Annotated in this window: 23 protein-coding genes; 15 read left to right on the top strand and 8 right to left on the bottom strand. The window is 67.6% G+C overall.

The genetic code is table 11. From position 1 onward, the window contains the following. Positions 1-79 precede the first annotated feature (79 nt). On the top strand, positions 80-1528 hold the full coding sequence (gene sbcB / locus NX784_RS19640; RefSeq protein WP_258818385.1) for an exodeoxyribonuclease I: 1449 nt from the start codon (positions 80-82) through the stop codon (positions 1526-1528). A gap of 144 nt (positions 1529-1672) precedes the next feature. Beyond that, on the top strand, positions 1673-2902 hold the full coding sequence (locus NX784_RS19635; RefSeq protein WP_258818384.1) for an MFS transporter: 1230 nt from the start codon (positions 1673-1675) through the stop codon (positions 2900-2902). On the opposite strand, the gene pyrF is transcribed toward NX784_RS19635, so the two are convergent. After that, a complete protein-coding gene (gene pyrF / locus NX784_RS19630) occupies positions 2890-3711 on the bottom strand; it encodes an orotidine-5'-phosphate decarboxylase (RefSeq protein WP_258818383.1) in 822 nt (273 codons plus the stop codon). The two genes, NX784_RS19635 and pyrF, sit on opposite strands and share 13 nt — an antisense overlap. A gap of 120 nt (positions 3712-3831) precedes the next feature. On the opposite strand from pyrF, the gene NX784_RS19625 reads away from it, so the two are divergent. The 7 genes from NX784_RS19625 to NX784_RS19595 all read left to right on the top strand — a co-directional run bounded on the left by NX784_RS19625 (position 3832) and on the right by NX784_RS19595 (position 8764). Next, on the top strand, positions 3832-4443 hold the full coding sequence (locus tag NX784_RS19625) for a LemA family protein (RefSeq protein WP_258818382.1): 612 nt from the start codon (positions 3832-3834) through the stop codon (positions 4441-4443). Between the two features lie 9 nt (positions 4444-4452). Next, the gene (locus NX784_RS19620; RefSeq protein ID WP_258818381.1) at positions 4453-5316 is read left to right on the top strand and encodes a TPM domain-containing protein; all 864 of its coding nucleotides are present in this window, start codon (positions 4453-4455) and stop codon (positions 5314-5316) included. Then, a complete protein-coding gene (locus tag NX784_RS19615) occupies positions 5316-5825 on the top strand; it encodes a TPM domain-containing protein (protein ID WP_258818380.1) in 510 nt (169 codons plus the stop codon). Before NX784_RS19620 ends, NX784_RS19615 begins: the two co-directional genes overlap by 1 nt. A gap of 55 nt (positions 5826-5880) precedes the next feature. Further along, a complete protein-coding gene (locus NX784_RS19610; RefSeq protein WP_258818379.1) occupies positions 5881-6657 on the top strand; it encodes an SDR family NAD(P)-dependent oxidoreductase in 777 nt (258 codons plus the stop codon). A gap of 648 nt (positions 6658-7305) precedes the next feature. Further along, positions 7306-7515, top strand: coding sequence for a hypothetical protein (locus NX784_RS19605; RefSeq protein WP_258818378.1), 210 nt, complete (start codon positions 7306-7308; stop codon positions 7513-7515). A gap of 96 nt (positions 7516-7611) precedes the next feature. After that, positions 7612-8013, top strand: a complete 402-nt coding sequence (locus NX784_RS19600; protein WP_258818377.1) for a VanZ family protein — start codon at positions 7612-7614, stop codon at positions 8011-8013. A 151-nt stretch (positions 8014-8164) separates the two neighbouring features. After that, entirely contained in the window at positions 8165-8764 is a 600-nt protein-coding gene (locus NX784_RS19595) for a hypothetical protein (RefSeq protein WP_258818376.1), read from the top strand. Positions 8765-8771: 7 nt separating this feature from the next. Here the strand turns inward: NX784_RS19595 and NX784_RS19590 are convergent, their stop codons facing one another. The 6 genes from NX784_RS19590 to NX784_RS19565 form a co-directional block, all read right to left on the bottom strand. Then, a complete protein-coding gene (locus tag NX784_RS19590; RefSeq protein WP_258818375.1) occupies positions 8772-11390 on the bottom strand; it encodes an NAD(P)-binding protein in 2619 nt (872 codons plus the stop codon). Positions 11391-11567: 177 nt separating this feature from the next. Then, positions 11568-13376, bottom strand: a complete 1809-nt coding sequence (locus NX784_RS19585; protein WP_258818374.1) for a glycoside hydrolase family 2 protein — start codon at positions 13374-13376, stop codon at positions 11568-11570. After that, positions 13363-14463 (bottom strand): galactokinase, encoded by a 1101-nt coding sequence (galK, locus tag NX784_RS19580; protein ID WP_258818373.1) that lies wholly within the window; start codon positions 14461-14463, stop codon positions 13363-13365. Before galK ends, NX784_RS19585 begins: the two co-directional genes overlap by 14 nt. After that, positions 14460-15578, bottom strand: coding sequence for a M24 family metallopeptidase (locus tag NX784_RS19575; RefSeq protein WP_258818372.1), 1119 nt, complete (start codon positions 15576-15578; stop codon positions 14460-14462). Before NX784_RS19575 ends, galK begins: the two co-directional genes overlap by 4 nt. After that, positions 15575-16630, bottom strand: a complete 1056-nt coding sequence (galT, locus tag NX784_RS19570; protein ID WP_258818371.1) for a galactose-1-phosphate uridylyltransferase — start codon at positions 16628-16630, stop codon at positions 15575-15577. The genes NX784_RS19575 and galT overlap by 4 nt, the downstream gene beginning before the upstream one ends. A 419-nt stretch (positions 16631-17049) precedes the next feature. Beyond that, positions 17050-18585, bottom strand: coding sequence for a dipeptidase (locus NX784_RS19565; RefSeq protein WP_258818370.1), 1536 nt, complete (start codon positions 18583-18585; stop codon positions 17050-17052). 119 nt (positions 18586-18704) lie between these two features. Here NX784_RS19565 and NX784_RS19560 point away from each other — a divergent pair, with 119 nt between their 5' ends. Beyond that, on the top strand, positions 18705-19559 hold the full coding sequence (locus NX784_RS19560) for a pirin family protein (RefSeq protein ID WP_258818369.1): 855 nt from the start codon (positions 18705-18707) through the stop codon (positions 19557-19559). Between the two features lie 79 nt (positions 19560-19638). Here the strand turns inward: NX784_RS19560 and NX784_RS19555 are convergent, their stop codons facing one another. Then, positions 19639-20004, bottom strand: a complete 366-nt coding sequence (locus tag NX784_RS19555; protein ID WP_258818368.1) for a hypothetical protein — start codon at positions 20002-20004, stop codon at positions 19639-19641. A 332-nt stretch (positions 20005-20336) separates the two neighbouring features. Here NX784_RS19555 and NX784_RS19550 point away from each other — a divergent pair, with 332 nt between their 5' ends. The 5 genes from NX784_RS19550 (at position 20337) to NX784_RS19530 (ending at position 26130) form a co-directional block, all read left to right on the top strand. Then, positions 20337-21386 carry an asparaginase gene (locus NX784_RS19550; RefSeq protein WP_258818367.1) on the top strand — a complete coding sequence of 350 codons (1050 nt, stop codon included), beginning with the start codon at positions 20337-20339 and terminating at the stop codon, positions 21384-21386. Positions 21387-21522: 136 nt separating this feature from the next. After that, complete coding sequence (locus tag NX784_RS19545; RefSeq protein ID WP_258818366.1) at positions 21523-21969, top strand: MarR family winged helix-turn-helix transcriptional regulator; 447 nt, start codon at positions 21523-21525, stop codon at positions 21967-21969. A gap of 44 nt (positions 21970-22013) precedes the next feature. Beyond that, positions 22014-23516 carry an MDR family MFS transporter gene (locus NX784_RS19540; RefSeq protein ID WP_258818497.1) on the top strand — a complete coding sequence of 501 codons (1503 nt, stop codon included), beginning with the start codon at positions 22014-22016 and terminating at the stop codon, positions 23514-23516. 15 nt (positions 23517-23531) lie between these two features. After that, entirely contained in the window at positions 23532-24974 is a 1443-nt protein-coding gene (locus NX784_RS19535) for an efflux transporter outer membrane subunit (RefSeq protein ID WP_258818365.1), read from the top strand. A 4-nt stretch (positions 24975-24978) separates the two neighbouring features. Then, on the top strand, positions 24979-26130 hold the full coding sequence (locus NX784_RS19530; protein WP_258818364.1) for an HlyD family secretion protein: 1152 nt from the start codon (positions 24979-24981) through the stop codon (positions 26128-26130). Positions 26131-26173: the final 43 nt, after the last annotated feature.

Genomic DNA, 26173 nt, shown 5'->3' with positions numbered 1-26173 from the left:
ATTGAGCCGGTGCTAGGCCATGCGAATCATGCAAGTTAGAATGGCACGTCGTCACTGATCAGCGCCGTCCGGCATCACAATGAGCAACCACACCTTCCTCTGGCACGATTACGAAACGTTCGGCGCGGAACCGCGGCGCGATCGTCCCGCGCAGTTCGCCGCGATCCGCACGGATGCCGACCTCAACGAGATCGGCGAACCGATCATGCTGTATTGCCAGCCGGCGCCCGACTACCTGCCCGATCCGCAAGCGTGCCTGATCACCGGCATCACGCCGCAGCACTGCCTGGAGCACGGCGTGCCCGAGCACGAATTCGCGGCCACCATCTGCGCCGCGTTTTCCGAGCCGGGCACGATCGGCGTCGGCTACAACACGATCCGCTTCGACGACGAAGTCACGCGCTTCCTGCTGTGGCGCAACCTCATGGACCCGTATGCGCGCGAATGGCAGAACGGCTGCGGCCGCTGGGACATGCTCGACGTCGTGCGCATGGCCTACGCGCTCCGTCCGGACGGCATCACGTGGCCCCGCCACGACGACGGCCGCCCCAGCTTCAAGCTCGAGCACCTCACGCGCGACAACGGCCTCGTGCACGACGCCGCGCACGATGCGCTGTCCGACGTGCGCGCCACCATCGCGCTGGCGCGCCTGCTGCGCAGCAAGCAACCGAAACTGTTCGACTACTGCCTCGAGCTGCGCCGCAAGGACAAGGTCGCGGAACAGATGGGCCTGCACCTCGACCGCGCGCTGCGCCAGCCGTTCCTGCACGTGTCGGGCATGTTCCCGGCCGAGCGCGGCTGCCTCTCGATGGTGTGGCCGCTCGCCACGCACCCGACGAACAAGAACGAAGTGCTCGTATGGGATTGCCGCCACGATCCGTCCGAACTGTTCAACCTGAACGTCGAGACGATCCGCCAGCGCCTGTTCACGCGCGCCGCCGAGATGCCGGACGGGATGACGCGCCTGCCGATCAAGAGCGTGCACCTGAACAAGTCGCCCATGCTGGTCGGTAACCTGAAAACGCTGAGCACGCAGATGGCGGCACGGTGGGAACTCGACGTCGAACAATGCCTCGCGCACGCGCGCGTGGCAGCAAGCGGGCCCGACATGGCGGCCGTGTGGCAGAAGGTGTTCCAGCGCGAGGCGAATCCCGCTGCCGTCGACGTCGACGAAGACCTGTACGGCGGCTTCGTGTCGAACGGCGACCGCCGCCGGTTGGAGTCCTTGCGGACGGAAACGCCGCCGAAGCTGGCGGCGCTGCGCCCGTCGTTCGAGGACGAGCGCCTGTCGCACCTGCTGTTCCGCTACCGCGCCCGCAACTTCCCGCACACGCTGGCCGAGGAAGAGCAGCAGACGTGGGAAGACCACCGCGCCGCGCGCCTGTTCGACGGCGCCGGCGGCGCGCGCACGATCGACCAGCTGTTCGCGGAGATCGACGCGCTGTCCGAGACGGCGGATGAGCGTGCCGAGGAAATCCTGGGCGCGCTGTATGATTACGCGGAGATGATCGCACCGAGCCGGTACTGACGTATGCCCGTCGCGGTCACGTAGGGTGGGCGGCCCTCCGCCCACGCGCAACGCCAACAAACCGCACACGTCACGCGTGGGCTCGGAGAGCCCACCCTACGAGAAGCGCAAAACGGGTATCGTTTTCCCACCACTTCCCTTCAGATGCCCGGCGCATTCCGTTCCCTCAGAAGCTACAACTACCGTCTCTGGGCCGCCGGTTGCCTGGTCTCCAACGTCGGCACCTGGATGCAGCGCACGGCACAGGACTGGCTCGTGCTCACCGAGCTGACGCACCATAACGCATCGGCCGTCGGCACCGTGATGGCCCTGCAATTCGGTCCGCAACTTCTGCTGCTGCCCTGGACCGGCTGGGTCGCCGACCACGTCGACCAGCGCAAGCTCATGATGGTCACGCAGGCCGCGATGGGCCTGCTCGCGCTGGCGCTGGGCGTCATGACGATCGCCGGCGTCGTCGTGCTGTGGCATGTGTACGTGTTCGCCTTCCTGTTCGGCTGCGCGGCCGCGTTCGATGCGCCCGTGCGCCAGACGTTCGTCGCGCAGCTCGTCGACGATGCCGAGCTGCCCAACGCGGTCGCACTCAATTCGACGTCGTTCAACGCCGCGAGGATGGTCGGCCCCGCCGCCGCCGGCCTGTTGATCGCCGGCGTCGGCACCGGGTGGGCGTTCCTCGTCAACGGGCTGTCGTACGTGGCCGTGCTGTGCTCGCTGGCGTGGCTGCGCAAGGACGAGCTGCACCCGCATCCCCGCGCGCATGGCAGCGCGGGCGGGCGCGGGATGCTGAACGGGCTGCGCTACGTCGCGCGGCGGCCGGACCTGATCGCACTGCTGGTCATGCTGTTCCTGATCGCCACGTTCGGCCTGAACTTCCCGATCTTCATCGGCACGATGGCCGTGTCCGTGTTCCATACGGATGCGCGCGGGTACAGCCTGCTGTCGTCGACGATGGCCGTCGGGAGCGTGGTCGGCGCCCTGCTCGCCGCGAGCCGCGAACGCACGCAGTTCAGCACCCTCGTCGTGGGGGCCGGCGTGTTCGGCGTCGGCTGCGCGCTGGCGGCCGTGTCACCGGGGTATTTCTGGTTTGCGGCGGCATTGGCGCTGACGGGCGTCGCGGGCCTCACGTTCACGAACACGTCGAACAGCCTGATCCAGCTGTCCACCGAACCCGCGATGCGCGGCCGCGTGATGGCCTTGCGGCTCGGCATTGCACTGGGTACGACGCCGATCGGGGCGCCCATCGTCGGCTGGGTGGCGGACCACGCCGGCCCGCGCTGGGCGCTGGGGGTCGCCGCCGCGTCCGGCGTCGCGGCGCTGGCGGTCGGGCTGCGCTATCTGGCGTCGGCCCGGCAGCGCAGTGCTACTCAGCCGCGGTAGCGGTTGATCGCGTCCCGCGTCTCGCGTGCCACGCGGCGCGCGGCCGCGGCGAAGTCCTCGCCGGCTTGCGGCTGCGCGTAGAGGATGGCGCGCGAGGAATTGATCATCATGCCCGTGCCGGACGCCGTGCGGCCCGAGTTGACCGTCGCCTCGATGTCGCCGCCCTGCGCGCCGATGCCCGGCACGAGCAGCGGCATGTCGCCCACGATGGCGCGCACCTGCGCGAGTTCTTCCGGGAACGTCGCGCCCACGACGAGGGCGCACTGGCCGTTTTTATTCCACTTTTCCGCGACGAGGCGGGCCACGTGCTGGTACAGCGGCTGCCCGTCCACGTCCAGGAATTGCAGGTCGGAGCCGCCCGCGTTGGACGTACGGCACAGCACGATCACGCCGCGGTCTTTCCACTCCATGTACGGCTCGACGGAATCGAACCCCATGTACGGGTTGACGGTGACGGCGTCGGCGCCGTAGCGGTCGAACGCTTCGCGGGCGTACTGGTGGGCGGTGGCGCCGATGTCGCCGCGCTTGGCGTCCAGCACGAGCGGGATGTGCGGGTATTTGTCACGCAGGTAGCGGCAGATCGCTTCCAGCTGGTCTTCCGCGCCGAGGGCGGCGAAATAGGCGATCTGCGGTTTGAAGGCGCAGGCGAGGTCGGCCGTCGCGTCGATGATGGCCTTGCAGAACTCCACGATGCCGTCCGGGCGTCCCTGCAGGTGCGCGGGGAAGCGGGCCGTGTCCGGGTCGAGCCCCACGCACAGCAGGGAATCGTTGCGGACCCAGGCGGCGTTGAGTTTGTCGATGAAGTTCATGGCGGCCTCTCTGATCTGATTGCAAACCCGCTATTGTAGCGCCCTGCCCGGGCCGTATCGCCAATACCATGTCATTTCAGGTATATTTTGGCTATTCGACAACTTGTTACGGATCGCCAGATGAAACCATCCTTGTTCACGCGTTATGTCGGCTTGCTGCTGGCCGCCGTGCTGGCCGCCACGCTGCTGTCGGGCTGCGGCTACAACCAGTTCCAGGCCAAGGACGAGGCCACGAAAGCCGCCTGGGCGGAGGTCGTCAACCAGTACCAGCGCCGGGCCGACCTGATTCCGAACCTGGTGAACACGGTCAAGGGCTATGCGACGCACGAAAAGGATACGCTGGAAGCCGTCACGCGGGCGCGCGCGGCCGCGACCAGCTTCCAGATCACGCCGGAAGTGCTGAACAATCCGGAAGCCTTCCAGAAATTCCAGCAGGTGCAGGGTGAGCTGTCGAGCGCGCTGTCGCGCCTGATGGCCGTGTCGGAAAACTATCCGCAGCTGAAGGCCGACGCCAGCTTCCGCGACCTGCAATCGCAGCTCGAGGGCACGGAGAACCGCATCACGGTCGCCCGCCAGCGCTATATCGCGGCCGTCCAGGACTACAACATCACGGTGCGCAGCTTCCCGACCAACCTGACGGCGATGATGTTCGGCTACCAGGCCAAGCCGTCGTTCACGGTCGAGAACGAGAAAGCCATCTCGACGGCGCCGACCGTCAACTTCGGCAAATAAGGCCATGCCATGACCACTCTGCCGCGCGTGCTGTGGGCCTTCATGCTGACCTTGCTGCTGGCTTGCTCGGCGCATGCGCAGGGACAATTCAAACCGGTGCCGGCGCTCCGTGCGCGCGTCACCGACGAGATCGGCATGCTGACGCCGGACCAGCGCCAGAAACTGGAAGGCGTGCTGGCCGACTACGAGGCAAAGACGGGCAGCCAGATCGCCGTGCTGCTCGTGTCGTCGACGGAGCCGGAAGCCATCGAGCAATACGGCATCCGCGTGGCGGACGCGTGGAAGCTGGGCCGCAAGGGCGTCGACGACGGCGTGCTCCTGATCGTCGCGAAGGACAATCCGAAGGCGCTGCGGCGCCTGCGCATCGAGGCGGGCCGTGGCGTGCAGGGCGTGCTCACGGATGCGCAGTCGAAACGCATCCTGGAAGACACGATCGCCCCGCACTTCCGCCAGCAGGACTGGTACGGCGGTCTTGTCGCCGGTGTCGGCGCCATCGCCACCTTGCTCAACCAGGAAAAATTTCCCGCGCCGCAGGCGCAAACGCAGGCACCGGCCGCGCAGGATGACGAGGGCGGTCCCGGCGTCGTCGTCACTATCTTCATGCTGATCGTCGGCATCGCCCTCGTCCGCTCGATCTTCCGTCCGCGCCGCACGCGCCTGATGCAGCCGGGCTATCCGGGCACCGGCGGCTGGGGCAGCGGCGCCACCGGCTTCATCCTCGGCAACATCCTGGCCAACGCGGCCCACCAGCACGACGACGACCGTTGGCGCGGCGGCGGCTTTTCCGGCGGCTTCTCGGATGGCGGCGGTGGCGGGTTCTCCGGCGGCGGAGGCGGCAGCTTCGATGGCGGCGGCGCCTCGGGAGACTGGTGATGGACGAACCGAGCCGCCTGCGGCGCACGCTGCGCCACCTGTTCAGCACCCGTAACGAAGCGGAGCGCGCGTTTCCGCAGGATGCCCTGACCGCGATCACGGAAGCCATCACGGCCGGCGAGCAGACGCATCGCGGCGAGGTCCGGCTGATCGTCGAGAAGGGCCTGCCCCTGTCGCTGGCCTGGGCCGGCGTGACGAACCGCCAGCGCGCCATCGCCCTGTTCGCCGACTACGGCATCTGGGACACCGAAGACAATTGCGGCGTCCTGATCTACGTTAACCTCGCTGACCGCAAGGTCGATATCATTGCCGACCGCGGCATCGACCGGAGGATAGCCCCCGCCACGTGGCAGGCCGTGTGCGACACGATGACGCGCGGCTTCGCCCGCGGTGAATTCCGCGCGGCCACGCTGGGCGCCATCGCCCAGGTGAACCAGCTGCTGCGCAGCCATTTCCCGTCGGGCGGCGCGCGGCCCAATGAATTGCCGGACCAGCCGGTGATGCTGTGAACGACGGGCCGCTACAATGGCGGCCTTTTCTTTTCATTGCAGCAGCGAGGACACCATGAAACTCACCGACAAAGTCGCCATCGTCACCGGAGCCGCGCAGGGCATCGGGCTCGCGTGTGCGGAACGCCTCGTGCGCGAGGGCGCGCGCGTGATGCTCACCGACGTGCGGCCGGACGGCGCGGCGGCCGCGTCGGCGCTGGGCGATGCCGCTCGCTTCGTCCAGGCCGACGTGAGCATGAAGGCCGACGTCGATGCGCTGGTGGCGGCCACGCTGGCCGCGTTCGGCCGCATCGACATCCTCGTCAACAACGCCGGCGTGACGCATGCCGCCGATTTCCTCGACCTGGACGAGGACGATTTCGACCGCGTCCTGCGCATCAACCTGAAGTCGATGTTCCTGTGCAGCCAGGCCGTCGCCCGCGAGATGGTGAAGCGCCAGGACACGCAACGGGGCGGCTGCATCATCAATATGTCGAGCGTGAACGCGGAGCTCGCGATTCCGAACCAAGTGCCGTACGTCGTGTCCAAGGGCGGCGTGAACCAGCTCACGCGCGTGGCCTCGATCAGCCTGGCCCAGTACGGCATCCGCGTGAACGCGATCGGCCCGGGCACGATCCTGACGGAACTCGCTAAGCAGGCCGTGCTGGCCGGCCCGGAAGCGCGCCACAAGATCCTGTCGCGCACGCCGCTGGGCCGCTGCGGCGAGCCGGAGGAGATCGCCGGCATCGCCGCCTTCCTCGCCAGCGACGACGCGTCGTACATCACGGGCCAGACCTTGTACGCGGACGGCGGCCGCATGGCGCTGAACTACACCGTGCCCGTCAAGGATTGAAGGTCAGCTCAACCATTATCAGCGCAGGTGATGACAGGTATTGAAATTCATCATTGGACGTATATATCGCGCCGCAACATAATGGCACCTGTCTCCACTATTCTCCTCCAAGAAAATAGTTTGAAGCCCGCTCAACCAGCGGGCTTTTTTTTGCCTCGATGGACCCATCCCATCTGCAAACGTTCCCATAACAATGACGGACCTTTGATTTGTGTCATGGTCAAGTCACATTGTGTCCCTATACTAGGTCCATCTGCATACACGCAACCGATATGCGTGATCGCAGAAGGTGTGTCGCGAGCGGCACACCGCACCGGATTCTGCGTCTCTTGGCCCGATCTTGGGTTGTGCCCGTCTGTCACAAGGCGGGCATTTTTTTGTTCCGTATTCTTATTGTCGCGTCTGCCACGCACCGCACAATTCTTTGTTGTTGTGCTTGAACCATCTTCAGATTCCGCTATGATGAAACTTGCACCTCGCGATGTCACAGTCGCGTGGGGACGAGACTATCCACCACGGAATGGAGCCAGTCCAATGACTTTACCTGTACCTGAGACGAGGTCGCCCCCCGAGCAACAACCGCATCCAGGCCGGCGGCGCCACGCGGAACCGGATGATTGCCTGGTTCTCAGCGAGCTCAACCCGCGCATGGTGATCGACCATCTCGACGATGAAGGCCAACCCCTTCAAGTCATGACCTTCGGCACCGTCCGCGAAATCTGCCCCAAATGCCAGAGCGGCCACCTGAAACTGGTCCTGCGCCAGTCGGCCGTCCGCATGGCCCACCTGTTCTGCGCCGACTGCGCCAGCTGCTTCGACGCCCACTACCCGGACGGCGCACCGGCCCTCACGATCTGACGCCGGCCGTCCATGACGCCCCGCCCGCCACACCGGCCGGCGGGTGCAAGGACACGACACACATGGTAAGGTGAGCCTTTTTCCGCTTCGCCGACCATGACGACGTACCTGTTTTCTCTGCTGCGCAGCCCGCGCGCACGCGTGCTGTGCCTCGCGGCCGCCACCTTGATGTACCTGACCATCATCACGACCGGGAACATCCCCGGCGCACGGGCCGACATCGGCACCTATGCGCCGGGACCGGTGCTGCACTCGATCGCCTATGCCGTGCTCGCTGCGCTGTGGTTCGTCGGCAGCGCGGGCAGCCCGCTGGCGCGCGCGGGCAAGGCCGTGCTGGCCGTCGCCGTGATGGGCGCTTGCGACGAGTTCATCCAGAGCTTCTTCCCCTACCGCGGCGCCGACGTGCGCGACTGGGCCGTCGACGTCGCCGCAGCCGCCGTCACCAGCACCGTGCTGGCCCGGCTGGCGTCGCGCACGACCGTCGACGCGACGCGCTGAACGCCGCGGCGCCACACCGCACAAATCGTCAGGAGTTTGACGTGGCTCATGCTCAACGGGACGCAGTTGAACGCCGATACCGAACAGGCCTCTTACCCAAGTGGCACGCGGCATCGTCACTCACCTACCATCCCATCAGAAGGAGTTGATCATGAAGCAAAAACACCAGAGCATTTGCCTGGCGGGCTTGCTGGCGCTCGCGGTCGGGCTGTCCGCGTGCAGTGCCTGGCGCGGCGGCACCGGCAGCAGCGGCAGCAGCGGCAGCGCCGGCGAAACGGGCAGCAGCGGCACGGCCACCGGGACGGCGAACAGCGGCGGCATGGCGGGCACCGGCGGCGGCACCGGATCGGCCGGCTCCCGCAGCTGGGGTGGCGGCACCGGCAGTTCCGGGTCGTCCGGCAATTCGGGCACCGCGGGCAGCTCGAGCGGTTACGACAGCGCGAGCGCGTCGGGCAGCACCGGCATGATGCAGAACCAGGGCGCCAGCACGACGCCCATGAGTCCCAACGCCACCGTCGCTTCCATCGAAGTCATGCCCCGCTCCAGCAGTTCCGCCACCGAAGGCAATGCGGGCGCCAGCGCTGCGATGGGGAGCAGCACGGGCGGCGCCACCGGTAGTTCTGCCGACCGCATCTATCGCGTCACGCTGCGCATGGACGACGGCAGCACACAGATCGTGACGCAGCAGACGACGCCGGACTTCCGCACCGGCGACCGCGTCAGCCTGGCGGGCGGCATGATCCAGCACTGAGCCCGCCCTACTCCGCTCCGACCTGTTGCGCGCGCGTGCGCTTCGCGCGCACGATGTCCGCACCGCGCTTGCCGGCCAGCAGCGCGTGGTCGGAGTTGTAGTACTCCCACTCGCTGTAACGGCCGACGAGCGTGATGTCGAACTGCTTCAGCCAGGCCTTGCACGTCTCGACGTTGCGTGCGCGCTCGTGGTCGTACAGCACATAGGCGTACGGCATGTCGACCTGGTGCGCGGCGAGGATCGTATCGCCGTCCAGGATCATGCCCACCTTGCGGCAATCGTCGATGGCACGCGCGATCAGCGCGTCGCCGTCGACGGGCAACGGCTTGTATGGCGAGTACGAGATCTCGCATGTGAAGCCGAAGCCGCCGGACGGATTGCAGCCGGGGCTCGCATTGCCCTGCACGAAGATGCGGTGGAAGATCGTGTCTTCCGGATAGTAGATCCAGTGCTTGTCCGTGGCGACGCGGTCGATGCCGATGTTCACGCAGCGGATCGACACGTGGCGCAGGCCTTTCGCGGCGGCCTTCACGGCGGCCGGCGCCTCGTCGCCGATGGCCTTCACGAGTTCCGGCAGCGGCATCGTGGAGATCAGGTCGTCGTAGCGGAAGCGGCGGCCGTCGCGCAGCGCGACGATGTGCTCGCGCGGCAGCACCTGCACGACGTCGGCATTCAGTTCGATCTTGCCCTTGATGTGAGGCAGGAAGCCGTTCATCAGCGCCTGGAAGCCGCCCTTCAGCGGATAGCCGAAGCGGGCGTTCGGGCCCAGCGGCTTCGGCGACGGCTCCAGCGCGCCCTGGATGATTTCCTCGAGGTTCGGCAGCGGCACGCGGCCGCCGAGCCAGGACGTTTCCATCTCGGCCAGCGGCACCGTCCAGATCTTGCGGTTGTACGGGATCGCGAAGTGTTTCGCGATGCCCTTGCCCCAGACCTTGTAAATGAATTGCTCGAAATTCTTCACCTCGCCCTTCACGGCGCGATCGGTGTTGCACACGTCCGTCGTGCCGTCGGCGCAGCAATCGTCGACGGCTTGCGCGGCCGCCGTCTTCGCCTCCGCGCTTTCGTAGCGGGCTTCGATGGCGCCCATGATGCATTCGGTGATGACCTTAGGCGGCAGGCCGTACAGCGCGCCCTGGAACGGATAGCGGGTGTACACGCCCTTGCTGTAGACCCATGCCTCGCGGTTCTGCCAGTGCACGTTGTCGCCCAGCAGCACCTCATACATCTTGAGGACGTACGGGTCGTTGGAAAACATGATGTGCCCGGCGTGGTCGAACGTGAAGCCGTTGTCCTCGATGGAGCGGCACCAGCCGCCGACGGTCTCGTTACGGTCCAGCAGCAGCGTATCGGCATCGAGGTGGTACGCGGCCGACAGGCCCGTCGGCCCGCCGCCGATGACGATCGTGCCCACGTGCGGCTCGTGCGCGCGCAACGGATTCACTTTCGAGCCGCGCCGGGCGTCGCTACGCAACGACGCGGCGGCCGCATCGTCCGCGCCGTCGAGGCCGCGTGGTGTGGCGCGCCGGTCCGTGTGCGGCGGCGCCGTGTCGATCAGCTCGCGCATGCGCGCGGTCGTGTTGTCCCACGACGTGGCGGACACGACGGCCCGCATCGCATCGACCATGCGGCGACGCTGTTCCGGGGTCTGCGCCAGGGCCGCTTCGCACGCGGCGATGAACTCGTCGGCGGTAGACGCGATGGCGACCACGTGGCCGTACGGGTTGGCCACGTCCGCGATCGGCGTGCTGACGATCGGCAGCTGGGCCGCCATGTATTCGAGCACCTTGGTCGGGCTGATGTATTTCGTCGCCTCGTTGATGGCGAACGGCATCAGGCACACGTCCCAGCCGGCCAGCAGGTCGGGCAGCGCGCCGTACGGCTGCTGGCCCAGGTAGTGGATGTTGGACCGGCGCGGCAGGCGCTCCGGGTCGATCTTGACGACCGGTCCGGCCAGCACGACCTGCCACTCGGGATGGCTGGCCGCGACGGCATCCACGAGGTCCGGATCGAAGCGCTCGTCCAGCACGCCGTAGAAGCCGAGGCGCGGATGCGGGATGGCATCCTGCTGCGGATGCGCGCGCGAGCGGTCCAGCGCCTGCTGGAAATGCACGACGTCGACGCTTGACGAGAAACAATGGACGTTCGGGTGGCGGTGGCGCTTCGCCTCGTACAGGCTGGGGCCGCCGGCGAACACGAGGTCGGCGATGGAGAGCAGCGCGCTTTCACGCTGCAGCAATTGCTTGGGTGGATTCCTGAACGCGGCCAGTTCATCCATGCAGTCGTACACGACGAGAGCGGGCCGCAGCGATTGCAGAAGCGGCAGCGCCATCGGCGTGTAGAACCATGCGACGACTTCCTCTCCCGGTGGTGCCAGGTGCGCGACCATCGGCTGCAGCAGCCGCAACTGCTCGTCGTGGAAGCCGTTGGCCTGGATGGGGGTGTGGGCGCGGCACACGGTCACGTTCGGGGCCGGACTGGACCGCTCCATGAACGGTGCGCCATCGTCGAACACCGGTTCCTCGACGAACAGGACCGGGTAGTGGTGTGCCAGACGTGACAGCAGATGCTGCGGCCGCTGGAACACGAAGTCCCAGCGCAGGTGGCTGAAAACGACGATCGTAGGCATGACGGGCTCCTTGTCGCCCATGGCGGGCGGTCGGTTGATCGGTGGCGTGGACCAGGCCGACCGCCCCTGCGGGCGAGCGAACCCGTCCACAGCGCGGCCATGCATGGCAGCGCTGCGATGGGGCGGGCGCCCTGAGGGTGCCGTGCTCGCGTCGGGGTTCGGAGCCCCGGGCAGCGGTTACGCCTGGCCCGGTTTGTCTCCCTCCTCTTCCACGTCCTTGGGTTCGAGGGCGACGTTGCGCGTGGCCGCGCTGATCACTTCGAAAGGCAGCTTGGGTGTACGGTCCGCGTTGAGCAGGCCGTTCGCTTCCTGGAACGTGTCGGCGAACTGGGTATAGCAGAAGCCGCTGAACATGAAGGTCTCGTTGACCACCTTCAGCAGGCGTTGGTACAGCGCGTGATAACTCTCGGCCGTATGGGCACGGGTATAGCCCCACGTGCCGTCTTCCGGCGTCGCGTTCGGGTCGAATGCGATGCCGCCGAATTCGGTGAGCACGATGGGCTGGCCGCGGTGCGGGAAGCCGTCCAAGGTGAGGATGCGTCCGCCGGGACGGCGTTGATCGAACAGCGTGCGCACGGGGTCGCTGACCTCGTAGCGCGCCTTCAGCTTCTCGGGGTTGCAGTCATAGTCGTGGATGCCCAGGATGTCGGTCGCGGACGCTTCCCAGCCGTCGTTGCCGATCACGGGGCGCGTCGAATCGAGCGTGCGCGTGAGGTGGTACAAGGCCTCGACGGCGTTGCGATGTGCCTGCGTCAATGTCAGGTTCGGCACGCCCCACGACTCGTTGAACGGCACCCACACGATGATGCACGGGTGACTGTAGTCGCGCTCGATGGCCTCCGTCCATTCCTTGACCATCCGGGTGATCGCGCGCGGGGCGAAGCGATAAGCCGATGGCATCTCTTCCCACACGAGCAGGCCCAGCTTGTCGGCCCAGTACAGGTAGCGCGGGTCCTCGATCTTCTGGTGCTTGCGCACGCCGTTGAAGCCCATCAGCTTGGCCAGTTCGACGTCGCGCTTCAGGTGCTCGTCGGACGGGGCCGTCATGAACGACTCGGTCCAGTAACCCTGGTCCAGCACGAGGCGCAGCGGATACGGGCGGCCGTTCAGCAGCAGGCGGTCGCGGTTGATGTGGAACGAGCGCAGCGCCGTGTACGACTTCACGTGGTCGACGATGGTGTCGCCACAGCGCAGGATGACCTCCGCGTCCAGCAACGTGGGACGTTCGGGGCTCCACAGCAACTCGTTGCGGGAATCGTCGATGCCGGGGTCGGACAGCGCGATCTTGCGGTTCGCCTCGCCGGCCAGCAGCTTGTAGTTATCGTCCGCCAGCAATTGCTTGCCGTGCCAGATCTTGACCTCGACGAACATGTCTTCCTGGATGTCGCCGCCGGCAAAGACTTCGCAACCAATCTCGAAGGTTTCGAACAGCGGCGTCCAGCGCACGGTCTGGATGAACGTACGCGCCACCTGCTCGATCCACACGGTCTGCCAGATACCGGTCGTGCGCGGGTACCAGATCGAGTGCGGCTCCAGCAGCCAGTCCTGCTTGCCGCGTGGCTTCGCGAGGTCGGCCGGGTCGTCCTCGACGAACACGGTCACCGTCTGCTTGCCGTGGGTATTCAGCGCGGACGTGATGTCGGCACGGAACGGCGTGTGGCCGCCCTCGTGCTCGGCCACGAGCTGGCCGTTGACCCACACGCGCGCAAGGTAATCGACGGCGCCGAAGTGCAGAATGACGCGGCTCTCCGACGGCATCAGCTCGAAGTCGCGCTCGTACCAGCAGAAGCGGTGGAAGCCGGTGTCCTGGATGCCGGACATCTCCGTCTCGGGCGCGAACGGCACGTTGATCTCGTGGGTCCAGCCGGTCACGCCATCCGGCATCTTGTTGACAAGCTCGTCGTCGAAACGGAAGCGCCATTTACCGTTCAGGTTGATCCAATTGTCGCGGACCAGCTGCGGGCGGGGATACTCAAACTGGCTCATTGTTTTCCTTTCCTTGGGTCGGGACCGGGATCAGGATGCGTCCCTGGCGTCCAGCTTTGTTGTAGGTGGAGAGTGCAGTTTCCGCTGCCTGTCTTGCCTGGCCGGCGCGGCAAAGAGCCACGGTAGCGCCGCCGAAGCCGGCACCGGTCAGGCGTGTACCGAGCACGCCCGGGGCGGCGCGCAACGCGGCCACCAGCTGGTCGAGCTCGGGAATCGAAACTTCGTAGTCGTCGCGCAGGCTTTCGTGCGACGCGTTCATCAGTGCGCCGAAGCGTTCGGGCGACACGCCCTTGGCCGCTTCCAGCACGCGCAAGTCTTCCAGCACGACGTGGCGCGCGCGCCGGCGCAGCGGCTCGGGCAGGCTCTCGACGGCCGCCGGATCGGTCACGTCGCGCAAGGCCTTCACGCCCAGCTTGCGCGACGCTTCCTCGCATTCGGCGCGGCGTTCGTTGTACTTGCTGGCCGCGAGCGTGCGCGGCACGCCGGAGTCGACGACGATCAGCTCCGTCCCCGCCGGCATCGGCACGAGGCGGTGTTCCAACGTGCGGGCGTCGATGAACAGCATGTTGCGCTCGTCGCACAGGCTCGACGCCATCTGGTCCATGATGCCGCAGTTGACCCGCGCGTATTCGATCTCGGCGCGCTGCGCGATCTGCGCGAGCTTCACGTCGTCCAGCGCGAAGCCGAGCAGGTTGCGCATGGCGCGCAGCATCGCCACTTCCAGGGCGGCCGACGACGACAGGCCGGAGCCGACGGGCAGATTCGTCGTCACGAACACGCGCAGCGGTGGCACCGTGACGCCCGTCGCTTCCACGAGGCGGATGCAGCCTTCGATATAGCTGCCGAAACCTTGCGGCGCACTGCCGCCCTTCGCCGCAAACGTCACGTTGCCGTCGAGGGTGCCGGAATACAGGTGGTGCTGGTCGTCGTGGCTGCGCGCGAGCGCGACGGAAGTCGCCTGCGGCGTCGCGACGGGCAGCATGTAGCCGTCGTTGTAGTCCGTGTGCTCGCCCAGCAGGTTGACGCGGCCTGGCGCCGATGCGTGCGCCTCCGGGGCACCGCCGAAGAAGGTCTCGGGATCGTTCATGTCACCTCCAGCCATGTGGGCCGCGCGCGGCCCTGGATTGTCGTCGTCGGCCAGTCCGCGCCCAGCGTCACGTTCTCCAGCCCGTTCGCGCCGAGCAGGAACGTGTCTTCGACCTTCATGCCCGCGAAGCTCGGATTGAGCGCGAACGCCATCCCCGTCTCGATGCCGGTGGCGATGCTGGGGCTGGCGACGATCTCGCGCGCCGCATAGCCCGCGATGCCGCCCTGGTGGTGCTCGCGGATCGCGTCCGGCCGGTCGACGTGGCGGTACGCGGCTTCCAGTGCGTGGTACACGGCGGCCAGCGACTGTCCCGGACGCACGGCGTCGAGCCCCGTCGCTTCGACCTGCAGCAGGTCGGCCTCCGCATTGCGCTCGTCGTCGGACAGCGGCCCGAACGCGACGGCGCGCGACAGGCTCGCGACGAGGCCATGGCGGCGCGCACAGAACACGAGCATCGCGCGCGCGCCGAGCGGTTCGTGTGTCGGCACGGGATGGCGGAACGCCTGCAAGCGGCGCGCGCCCGCGGCCAGCACGAGCGCGGGCTGGATGCCGCGCCGCCACAACGCCTGGGCGCCCGCCGCGGCTAATTCGAGTTCCGTCCATTCCGGGCGCGCAGCACGCAGCGTCTCCGCCATCGCGGCGCCCGCTTCCTGGCCCAGTGCGCGGTAGCGGTCCTGCTCGGACGGCAGCAACACCATGCGGCGCAGGCGCAGGCTCGCGGGCAGCGCCGACTCGCTGTTGCCGTTATTGCTGCGCGGCCGGTCGGACAGGACGGCGCCTCCGCGTGCCGCGCCCAGCACATAGGTGTCGTGCAGGTCCGTCTCGGCCCACGGCGCGATGTGGAACGTGAAGCCGGCCGGGACGTGCTCGATGCGCAGGCGTTCGGCCTCGATGGCGTCCGTCAGGATCACGGCCTCGTCGCGCGTGACCAGCACCTCGCCGACGCCACAATCGGCCGCCAGCAGCACGGACGCGTCACCGCCCGCCGTCGCCCACGCGAACCAGTCGATGCCGCGCAGGCGGACGGCACCGGCGCCCGTCTCGGCCAGCGCGGCGCGCAGCAGCGCGAGCTTGTCGGCCACCTCGGCGGCGCGGACGTCGGGCAGCGCGCTCATGCCGCGGCCTCCAGCCGCACGTCGACCTGCTGCAGTTCGTACGCCGTCGTCTCGGGCAACACGTCCATCGCGAACATGCCGGCGCCGAGCTCCGTGCCGGCCAGGTATTTCAACCGGTCGCGCGTGCGGTACGGCGGATAGAACTGGCAGTGCAGCTGCGTCTCCGGGTGGTCGGCGCCGTCCGTCGGCGCCTGGTACCACGTCATCAGATACGGGAACGGGCGCTCCCACAGGCAGTCGAACTTCAGCAGCACCGTCTTCAGCGCGCAGGCGAGGCTCTTGCGCTGTGCCGGCGCGAGCGACGCGAAGTCCTGGCAGGGCGCCGTCGGCATCACCCACACCTCGTACGGGTAGCGGGCGCACGCGGGCACGAACGCGATCGCGTGCTCGTCCTCGAACACGACGCGCTTGCCGTCGTCAGACTCGGCACGCGCCATGTCCGTCAGAAGGTTCGTGCCGTGCTGCAGGAAGTACTCGCGCTCCTGCGCCAGCTGGCGCGCGGGCACCGGTGGCACGAACGGGTACGCGTAGATCTGGCCGTGCGGATGGTGCAACGTGACGCCCACCTCGGCGCCGCGGTTCTCGAACGGCAGCACGTACTGGATGTGGTGCTGGCCGCCCATGCGGCGCGTGCGGTCGCCCCACACTTCCAGCAGCAATTCGATGCGCGTCAGCGGCAGGCGGGAGAGCGCCGTCTGCGGGTCCTGCGTGAACACGACCACCTCGCATTTGCCGTTCGCGGGCGCCGTCGGCACGGTGAGTGTCGGCGGCTCGTGCGCATCGAGCGCGAGCGAAGGAAAACGGTTGTCGAACACGGCGATCTCGTAGTCGCCGGCCGGCATTTCGGTGGGGTGGTCGGGGTCGCGCGTGGGTGCCAGCGGGTTGTACTGCGGCGGCGGCTGATACGTGCGGTTCTGCCGGAACGCGGCATACGTGACCCACTCGCCGCGCAGCGGATGCCAGCGCAGGTGCGGGTTGGCGTGCTGCGGCTCGGCGAACGGACTCGTCGCGACGATGCCTTCCGGGATCGGCCGGCCGCTGTACAACGTCATCTGTCTTCCGTCAGGTTTTATCAGGTCTTGGCTGTGCATGGCATCGAAGGTTGGTAACCGGTCGCCGTCAGGCCTGATCCTATCATGCAGTTTTCGCCACATTTTCTGGGGGTCAGGTCTAGCTTTTCCGACAATCAACGGGGCGCACGGGAGCGTCCAGCGCGGCCCTGGCCCGGCCTGCTGTCTCTCCTAGGGAAACGCCTTCGCAGAGGGATTTTTCCCCTATGAAGACCAAGTCGACGTAGGCTCAAACCTACAAAACTTATGGAAGGATTTACACTTTTCGGCGAGAAGACGACCTACATGACGGCCGAGCGGCCAATGGCGTGTTGCACCCCCGCGGGCGGCCGCGGCCGGGGTCGAAATGTGTCTTGGGGAAGGAAGGATGCGGGCACGTCAACCGTGCCCGCAGAGGAGGTTTATTTGGCAAGCTCGGCCAGCACGGCCGTGTACATCTCGAGGTTCAGCAGCAACTGTTTGGTCGTGATGAACTCGTGTTCGGAATGGCCCGTGTAGACCGTGTGCGGCATCGCCGGGCCGAAGCTGACGGCATGCGGGAACAGGCGCGAATTCGTGCCGCCGCCGATGGCGATCGGCTTCGCATCCTTGATGCCGGTGAAGTACGAGAACGTCTTCATCAGCACGGGCAATTGCGGCGCGTCCTGCTGGACCCACGGGTCGCCGATCTGCATCTTCACGTCCGCCGGCTGCACGTGCGCGCCCTGCCATTGCGCGAGCGCGGCATTGATCTCGTTCGTCAGCTGCTCGGCCGTCTTTCCCTGCGGGCGGCGGATGTTGATCGCCACTTCGATGCCGCCGTCGTCGTGCTGGCGGATCACCGTCGGCGCGAACGTCATCGGGCCCATGAATGCGTCGCGGTAGGCGATGCTGCCGAACTTCTCGCCGAAGTAGCCGGTACCCACCATCTCGTTGAGGAAGTTGACGAGCGCGCCGGCGGTCGTGTCCGGCCACGGCTGCACGGCCAGCGCATCGGCCAGCATGCTGATGGCGTTGACGCCGTCTTCCGGCTTCGACGAGTGTGCCGACAGGCCCTTGCCCGTGACGACGAGGTCATGGTCCTTCCACTCGAACTGGTAGTGCATGCCCGTCTGCTTGCCGGCGCGCGCGCGGATCTGCGCTTCCAGTTCGGGCGTCGCGTTGGCGACCGTCGCTTGCGCGTCTTCCGGAATCTGGCTGCCGAAGAAGCCGCCCTTGAATGCCTTCACGTACGGCGCCGTCGCGGGGGCCGGCGCGGCCGCCTTCGGCATCGTGACGGCCAAGGTGCCGTAGCCCTTCTCCGCCGTCACGGCCGGGTACTCGGCGTCGAGCGTGATGTTCATCTGCGGCAGCGTGTGCGTCTTCATGAACGCTTCCAGCGGACCCCAGTCCGATTCCTCGGCCATGTAGACGTACAGTTCGATGCGCTTGGACAGCGGCACGTGCATGTCCTTCAGCGACTTCATCGCATATAGCGCGGTGGCGATGGGGCCCTTGTCGTCCTCGGCGCCGCGCGCCAGCAGGCGGCCCGGCTCGCTCGTGCGGTCCAGTTCGAACGGCGACTTCTTCCATTTGGTGGGGTCGACGGGCTGCACGTCGCCGTGCGCGACGAGGCCCACGCGATCGTCACTCTTGCCCAGGCCGACGACGGCCACGCAGCCGTAGTCCGCGAAGTCCAGGCCCAGCCGGTCCGCTTCCTGGTGCAGATAGGTCTTGAACGCCTGGTGGCGCGGGTTGCGTTCGCACGGGATGTCTTTGTCGGCCACCGTGTTGTAGCTGACGAGCTTCGCGAGCGTGTCGACGACGTCGTCACGGTAGGCGGTGACGGCGTGCTTGGCCGCCTTGATCGCGGTGCTGCTCGGTACGGCCGGGGCGGCGGTCGGCGCGCCCATCGCGCCGGCTGCCCAGGCGAGGCTGATGGCCGCCGCCAGGTTGCGTGCGCAAGTCTTCTTGGTCATTGTCTTGTCTCCATGATTGCAAATGCGCAACGAGTCTAGCAGGGTTGCGCAAACGGCGCTGGCGACCTCCCCTCCCGCAATCCGTTATCGTATCGGCGACCCATTCAAAGGAAACGAACATGACGTACAAGATCATCCGCAGAGTCCACCCCGCGCTGCGCGACGACATCGGCGACCTCATCACGCAGCGTCCCGTGCCGGGCCCGCATCTCGACCAGGTCGACCCCTTCCTGTTCCTCAACCATCATGGTCCGCAGGTCTATCCGCCGCATAACCACGGCCTGCCGTTCGGGCCGCATCCGCACCGCGGCTTCGAGACCGTCACGTTCATCCTCGACGGCCTGCTCGCGCATCGCGACAGCGCGGGCCACGAAAGCGTGATCGGCCCCGGCGGCGTGCAATGGATGACGGCCGGCCGCGGCATCGTGCACGCGGAAGTGTCGCCGCGCGAATTCATGGAACGCGGCGGGCCGCTCGAGATCCTGCAGCTGTGGGTCAACCTGCCGGCCGCGCTGAAGATGACGGCGCCCCGCTACATCGGACTGCAGCGCGACGACATTCCCGTCGTGGACGATGGCGCCGGCGTGCGCGTGCACCTCGTGTCGGGCACGCATGGCGGCGTGACGGGGCCCATAAAATCGCTGACGGGCGTGTCGCTGTGCACGGTGGAGATGAAGGCGGGCAGCCGCCTGCACGTGGATGGCCTGCTGGACCGCAACGTGTTCCTGTACGTCGTGCGCGGCGTGATCGAGTGCAGCCCGGAGACGGTCAGCGCGTTCCACCTGGCCGAGTTCGAACCGGCGGGCGACGAACTGGAGATCCGCGCCGACCACGACAGCATCCTGCTGCTGGGCCATGCGTTCCCGCTGCGCGAACCGGTCGTGGCGCACGGGCCGTTCGTGATGAACACGCGCGCGGAGATCCAGCAGGCGATCGTCGATTATCAGGCGGGACGCTTCGGCGCGCCAATCTGACATGCGGCCCGTGCGCGCCGCGGTGAAAGGTGCCGGCCCGGACCGCATCGGCCAGGCCGGCCGTGTTCTGCGCGAGGCATCAGCGCGCCGCCTGGTCGACGACGACCTCGACCGCGTACGGCACCCGGTCGAACGCGACGCGGGTACCCGTGTCGCGCGTGACGAACTTCGTCGCGCCGACGGGGATCAGTTCTTCGTGCTTGCCGTCCAGGTCGACGAACAGCTTGTTCATCTTGTTCGTCACCGTGATCGTGCGGCCGTCGGACAGCTCGAACGAACCGCGCATGTGCTCGGCGTCGCCCTTGCTCAGGTAGGTGTGCGCGGCCTTGACCTGCACCGAGGCGAGGTTGCCGGCGGCCACGGCCGGCGGGATGGACGAGTCGGCAAACGCGGACAAAGAGATGGTGGCGGCGCCGATGAAAGCCAGGACGGGTGCGATACGCATGATTGCTCCGGAATCAAGATACGAAATATAGAATGGACCACTGCCTCGCTCTCAAAACAATCGCCGAGCGCTTGACGGTCCTGCCGTTTTTCATATCGCCGCATCGATAATGTGCGGCGAGTGATGACAGTGTAGGAAGGCCCGGGCGCAGCGTCATCGGCGAAGGGCCGAACCGTCGAAAAGGCAGGATGAACGGTCGAAAATCCGCCCCGAATTGCTGCGAGTGCATATAGTTTTTGACAACGTTCAAGCCGTCTTCGGGGCGCGCCGCGCGGCCGATATCCGTTAGAGTGTCGGCTTCGGAACGCCCATCCAAGCGAAGGAGAAGACCGATGCATCCAGTCCCCCTGGTCGCCACGACGCGTGGCTATCCGCCCGGTGGCGACACTGCCGGCGGCTATGCGGTCGAGAACATTCACTACGGGTCGATCGCCGTCGTCGACGTGGCCGGCCGGCTGCTGTGGTCGGCCGGCGATCCCGACTTCATGACGTTCACCCGCTCCGCGCTGAAGCCGTTCCAGGCGCTGCCGTTCGTGCTCGACGACGGCCCGGCGCGCTTCGGCCTGTCGCGGGCCGAACTCGCGCTGCTGTGCGCCAGTCACTCGGGCGAGGAAAAACACCTCGTGGGCGTGACGGCTATCCTCGACAAGATCGGCCTCGACGAAACGCACCTCGCCTGCGGCTGCGCGGCGCCGCTGTACTACGACGCCGCGGGCCTGCCCGTACCGGCCGAACGGCGCTGGCGCACGGTCCACCACAATTGCTCGGGCAAGCACAGCGGCTTCCTCGCGTGGTGCCGGCTGCACGGCGCGCCCACCGAAGGCTACGTCGACCCGGGCCACCCGCTGCAGCGCGCGATCCGCGCGACGTTGGCCGAATGCGTGCAGATGGCCGAGGACACGCTGCCGATGGGCATCGACGGCTGCTCGGCGCCGAACTACGCGATGCCGCTCGCGCGCCTCGCGCACCTGTACGCGCGCCTCGCGCAGCCGGGACCGGACGCGCGCCTGGGCAGCGCGCTGGGCGACCTGTTCGACGCGATGACGGCGCACCCGGACATGGTGTCGGGCGATGCGCGCACGGACCTCGCGTGGATGCAGGCCGGCGGCGGCGACTGGGTGGCGAAGATTGGCGCAGATGCCGTGCAGGCCATCGGCATCCGCTCGGCCGGCCTCGGCATCGCGATCAAGGTGGCGGACGGCGCTCCGCGCGCGCTGCACCCGGCCACGTTCGCCGTGCTCGACCAGCTGGGCCTGCTGGACGACAGACGCCGTGCGCACCTCGAACCGTACCGCGCGCCGCCGATCAAGAACGCGCGCGGCATCGTCGCGGGCGACGTGCATGCCGTGTTCACCTTGGAGAAACCGGACTCGCCGATCTGAAGCGGCGGAATTGGGGTCAGAGCACGGTTTGCCGCAAATTCAGGGCAGCGTGCTCTGACCCCGAATCGTCAGCCGCTTGCGCGGTTTGTTTCCATGAATTAAACTCGATAGATACCTATCTATTTCATGCCTAATGATGAGTCACCTACCTGAAGCCTCCGCCGAACGCTTCTCGGCCGCGCTGCACACGAGCTCGCGGCTGTGGCGGCTGGCGCTGGACAAGCGCCTCAAGCACCTCGGCATCGGCCAATCCGGCTGGGTCACGATCGCGATGATCGCCAAGTCGGCCGAGCCGATGTCGCAGCGGGCGCTGGCCGACCTGGTCGGCGTCGAGGGACCGTCGATGGTGTCGATGCTGGACCGGCTGGAGCGCGACGGCTTCGTCACGCGCGCGCCCTCCCCCACGGACCGCCGCGTCAAGCTCGTGCACCTGACGGACGCCGGCCGCACCGTGTACGCCGAAGTGATGAAGGAGGCCACCGCATTCCGCGCCGACCTGCTGGCCGACGTCGACCCCGCCGCGCTGGCCGCCGCCACCACGTTGCTGGAAACGCTGCGCAAGCGCATCGAGGACGCCCTGTGAGCACGGCCGCAGCGGCGCCGCCGGGCCGCCCGATCAACCGCACCATGATCACGATCTCGATCATGCTGGCGACGATCATCCAGGCCCTCGACGGCACCATCGCCAACGTGGCGCTGCCGCACATGCAGGGGTCGCTGTCGGCATCGCAGGACCAGATCACGTGGGTGCTGACGTCGTTCATCGTGGCAGCCGCCATCGCGACGCCGCTGAACGGCTGGCTCGTCGACCGCTTCGGCCTGAAGCGCGTGTTCCTCGTCTCCGTCGCCGGATTCACCGCCGCCTCCGTGCTCTGCGGGATCTCGGCCACGCTGACGGAAATCGTGGTCGCGCGCATGCTGCAAGGCGTGTTCGGTGCGGCGCTCGTGCCGCTGTCGCAGTCCGTCCTCCTCGACATCAATCCGCGCGAAAAGCATGGCTCCGCGATGGCCGTGTGGGGCATGGGCGTGATGATCGGCCCGATCCTCGGCCCCACCCTGGGCGGCTGGCTGACGGACAGCTACAGCTGGCGCTGGGTCTTCTTCATCAACGTGCCGATCGGCGCCCTCGCGTTCTGGGGCATCTGGCGCTACATCCATCACGTCGATCCGGCGCGCCGCATCCGTTTCGACACGTTCGGCTTCGTCACCTTGTCCGTCGCCATCGGTGCGCTGCAGATGCTGCTCGACCGCGGCGAACAGAACGACTGGTTCGCGTCCACGGAGACGTGGGTCGAACTGATCCTGACGACACTGGCCTTCGCCTACTTCATCGGCCACACGCTGACGCGTCCGGCGGGCCAGTCGTTCGTCGACTTCCGCCTGCTGAAGAACGCCAACTACGTCACGGGCCTGCTGCTGATCTTCATCGTGGGCATGGTGCTGTTCGCGACGCGCGCGCTGATGCCGACGATGCTGCAAGGCCTGATGGGCTATCCCGCCAAGCTCGCGGGCCTCGTGACGGCGCCGTCGGGCCTCGGCACGATGGCCGCGATGATGATCGTCGGGCGCCTGACGGGCAAGGTCGATTTCCGGCTGCTGCTGGGCGTCGGCTTCGCCATCACGGCGTTCTCGCTGTGGCAGATGATGCATTACACGCTCGTGCTGTCGCAGTCCGACATCGTGTGGCCCGGCGTGATCCAGGGCGTGGGCCTGGGCCTCGTGTTCGTGCCGCTGTCGGCCGCCACGTTCGCCACGTTGTCGCCGCAGATGCGCGCGGAAGGCACGGCGCTGTACAGCCTCGTGCGCAATATCGGCTCGTCGATCGGCATCGCGCTCGTCCAGGCCCTCCTCGTGCGCAACACGCAGATCGCGCATGCCTCGCTGGCCACACAGATCAATCCCGCCAACCCGGCCGTGCACGATCCAATGAGCCTGTACGACATGGCGACGCAGGCCGGCCCCGCCCTCATCAACGGCGAGATCACGCGCCAGGCATCGATGATCGCGTACGTCGACGACTACCGCCTGATGATGCTCTTGACCCTGGCCGTGATCCCGATGTTGCTCTTGATCCGCCCGCCCAAGGCCGCCGCCGCGCCCGCGCGGGTGGACCACGCGGCCCTCGAATAACCGAAAGACCCCAACGTGCGACACATCCGATTTCTTCCCATCGCGGCCGCGGCGCTGGCGCTGCTGTCTGGCTGCATCAGCGTCCCGCCGGACACCGACAAAGCGCACGGTCCCGACGTCGCGCATGCGCAGCACGCCGCGAGCATCCGGCTGCCGGCCGACGCGTGGCCCGCGGAACAGTGGTGGCTCGACTACCACGACCCGCAGCTGAACGCGCTCGTCGCGCGCGCCCTGCGCGACAGCCCGACTCTGGCAGTGGCCGCCGCGCGCGTCGCGAGCGCGCGCGCCGCATTTGGCGTGGCGGCGGCCAACGAAGGCGCCCGCGTCGACCTCGCCTCAAGCCTGAACCGCCAGCGCTATTCGTCGAACGGCTTCTTCCCGCCACCGATCGGGGGCGCGTGGTTCAACGATGCGAACGTCGCGCTGCGCGCGTCGTACGACGTCGACTGGTGGGGCAAGCACCGCGCGCTGATCGCGGCCGCGCTGGGCGAGACGAATGCGGCCGCCGCGGAAGCCGCGCAGGCCCGCCAGGTGCTGGCGGCGTCCGTCGTGCAAAGCTATCTGCGCCTGCAGATGCTGTGGGCGCGCCAGGACAACACGAATGCCCTCGTCGCCCTGCAGCGCGACCTCGTCGCGGATCGCAAGGCGCGCATGGCCCATGGCCTCGTCAGCGTGGATGCCCTGCAGACGGCCGAGCAGGACCTCGCGGGCCTGCAGGAACAGGCGGCACGCTACGATACGGACGCCGCGCGCGAGCGCGAAGGCTTGCGCGCGCTGATCGGCGGCGACGCCACGGCATTGAACGACCTCGCACGCTTCCAGCCCGCACCGGCCATCGATGCCGTGCCGCGCGAACTCGGCATGGAGCTGCTCGCGCGCAGGCCCGACCTGCAGGCCGCGCGCTGGCGCGTGGAGGCGCAGCTGGGACGTGTGGCCGCCAGCGAAGCGGCGTTCCGGCCCGACATCAATCTCGCGGCCGTCATCGGCCTCGATGCGACGTCGCTGGGCAAGCTGCTGCGCTACCCGAGCCGCACGCCGCTGCTGGGCGCCACGCTCGACCTCCCGCTGTTCGACAGCGGCCGCCTGCACGCCCAGCTGGGCCAGGCGCGCAGCAGCCGCGACGAACTGCTGGCCGAGTACAACGAGGCCGTGCTCGACGCCGTGCGCGACGTCGCGCGCGAAGCGGCCACGTTGCAAGGCATCGCCAAGGAAGCGGAGGCGCACGCCGCCACGACGGCCGCAAGCCGCAAGCTGGCGGCGAACGCGGAGGCCCGAATGGCGCGTGGCCTGGCGGACCGCGCCGCCGTGCTGCAGGCGAGACAGGCCGTGCTGCGCCAGCGCGACGTCGACCTGCAACTGACGGATGCACGCCTGCAAACCCAGGTCGCCCTCGTGAAAGCGCTCGGCGGCGGCTATCACGCGACTGCGCACGCCCTCACCCAATCGGACACCAAGTAAAACCATGAGCACCGACACCCAACCGAACAACAAGAAACGCCGCATCGTCCTGGCCGGCATCACGGCCGCCTTCCTCGCCGCCGGCGCGGCCTACGCAGCCTATTACGCATTGGTCCTGTCCAAGCGCGTCGAGACGGACAACGCCTATGTCGGCGGCAACCTCGTGAACGTGTCGTCGCAGGTGACGGGCAGCGTCGTCGAGATCCGCGCCGACGAGACCCAGCTCGTGCAGGCCGGTATGGAAATCGTCCGGCTCGACCCGTCCGATGCGGAAGTCGCGCTCGCGCAGGCCGAGGCCCGGCTGGGCACCGCGGTGCGCCAGCAGCGCGAGCGCTACACGAGCGTCGCGCAGTACGAGGCCGTCGTCGAGCAGCGCCGCGTGGAGTTGAAGGCGAAGCAGGAAGACCTGGCGCGCCGGGCACCGCTGGCGGCCGACAACGTCGTCTCCGGCGAGGACGTCGCGCATGCCCGTCGCGCTGTCGACGATGCGAAGGCCGCGTTGGACGTCGCGCAGAAGCAGCTGGCCGCGGCACGCGTGACGGTGGCCGGCGTCGCTCCCGCCGAGCACCCGAACGTGCTGGCCGCGAAGGCCGACTATCTGGCCGCATGGCTCGCCGCGCGCCGCAACGCCATCGTGGCGCCGGTGACGGGCTATGTCGCGAAGCGCAGCGTGCAGGTGGGCAGCCGCATCGCACCGGGCGCGCCGCTGCTGTCGATCGTGCCGCTGGACCAGCTGTGGGTCGACGCCAACTTCAAGGAATCGGAGCTGCGCGACATCCGTGTGGGCCAGGCCGCGACGATCGAGGCCGACATCTACGGCAGCAAGGTGGTCTACCACGGCAAGGTCGTGGGCCTCGGCGCGGGCACCGGCAGCGCGTTCTCGCTGCTGCCGGCGCAGAACGCGACGGGCAACTGGATCAAGGTCGTGCAGCGGGTGCCCGTGCGCATCTCGCTCGATCCGAAGGAGCTGGCCGCGCATCCGCTGCGCGTGGGGCTGTCGGCCACCGTCGACGTGGACATCAGCCACCCGGGCGGCGGCGCGCTCGGCACCGTGGCGCCGCCGGCGCCGGCGTATGCGACGACGGTGCTCAACCAGCCGTTGCAGCAGGCGCAGGCGGCCACCGATGCGATCGTCGCGAAAAACATGGCCAATTAAGCCCGTGCGGCTACTTGTGCCGTTTTTCGTAGGGTGGGCGGCC

Origin of the sequence: Massilia pinisoli, from assembly GCF_024753285.1 — a bacterium.
GTDB lineage: Bacteria > Pseudomonadota > Gammaproteobacteria > Burkholderiales > Burkholderiaceae_D > Telluria > Telluria pinisoli.
The sequence above is the reverse complement of the archived record's forward strand: the minus strand, read 5'-3'. Positions and strand labels throughout refer to the sequence as shown.